This is a genomic window from Janibacter sp. CFPM2_SD2 (genome assembly GCF_057364645.1).
Map to the genome: position 1 here is coordinate 1 of NZ_JBNFOF010000356.1, position 1,223 is coordinate 1,223.

1 protein-coding gene and 1 pseudogene are annotated in these 1,223 nt (G+C 76.9%); both read right to left on the reverse strand.

The genetic code is table 11. The features are described 5' to 3' along the window. Positions 1-360 (reverse strand): hypothetical protein (locus tag AC2W7J_RS18270; protein WP_485984200.1); only part of this gene is annotated, 360 nt, incomplete at its 3' end. A gap of 172 nt (positions 361-532) precedes the next feature. After that, positions 533-1,183, reverse strand: a pseudogene (locus tag AC2W7J_RS18275) (DUF5719 family protein); the annotation flags it as partial. Between the last annotated feature and the right edge of the window lie 40 nt (positions 1,184-1,223).

Here is a 1,223-nt window from a genome sequence, read left to right on the forward strand (position 1 = left end):
GAGGGCAGCAGCGGCACGGGACGCCGCGCCGACGGTCTGGGCCCCGGGCGGGCTGAGGTAGAGCACGGCGGCGTGGACCCGGCCTTCGTCCGGCCGCACCCACACGGCGTCCGCGTCACCCAGGGGCAGCGCCTGGCTGTGCGCGTCGTCGAGCTCGAGCTCCTCGGTCGTCACCTCGCCGTCGCGGGAGACGAGGACGTCGACCTGCGCCGGCCCGTCCGCGGCGGTCACCTCGACGAAGCGCCGCGAGACGTCCTCGGGCACCCGGGGCAGGGCCGCCCCGCCGAGCGAGCCGAAGGCCGTGTCGCCACCGACCAGGCCATGTCCCGGCGCTCCCCCGCACCGGTGGTCTCGGTCCACGCCGCGCCACGACCGGCTCGTCGGACTCGACGACCCACGAGCGCCATGCCGTCGGCGAGCGGCAGCTCGACGTCGACGGCCTCGCCCGCCGGGCACCGTGACGACCTTGGCGCTGCGTGCCGGGTCCTCGCTCAGCCGGCGGACCTGCACGACGGCCTCCCCGGTCGCCGGGTGCGGCGATGACGATGCCGCGCCCGGAGCCGTTGGCATTGCCCGGTAGGACGAGTCGGCGCGCCGGCGCCGCCGTGGGGCCGACGACGTCAAGGCCCGCCGGCGTCAGGCCGTCGAGGTGGTGGTCGACGATCGCGGGCGAGACGAGCCCGCCCGTGCTCGTCACGTGCACGGCCTGGGGCGCGGCCGTCCCACCGATGCTGTCGAGGAGGACGACGTTGCGTCCGCCCGCGGGGACGACGACGGAGCGGCCGGGACCGTCGGAGCCGCCCCCCTTCGCGCCCACGACGTCGACCTGCACGGTGACGGCATTGCCGCCGGGGTTGGTCAGGACGAGCCGCTCCTGGCGCCCCTTGTCCCCGCCGCCGGCGACGAGCCAGGCGTCGGCGGTCGGCGCGGTGCACGGGAGCGCGGCGAGGCCCTGGACGTCGCCGTCGGTCGCGGTGAGGCTCTGCGTCGCGACGAGCCCGGGCGCCCGCTCGCCGGTGCCACGGACACGAAGGGGGTCGGACCCCAGGTCGTCGTCGGAAACGTCGGTCGGGCCGCTCGTCGAGGAGTCGCGCGGGACGCCGCTGGACGCTTGGACAGCGGGTCGATGGTGATCGGCCGGGTCGTCGGCGGGGCCGCACGACGCCCTCGAGCACGTCCGCAGACGCGGCGTGGGCGTCGACGGACCCGCTGACGCGCATCAG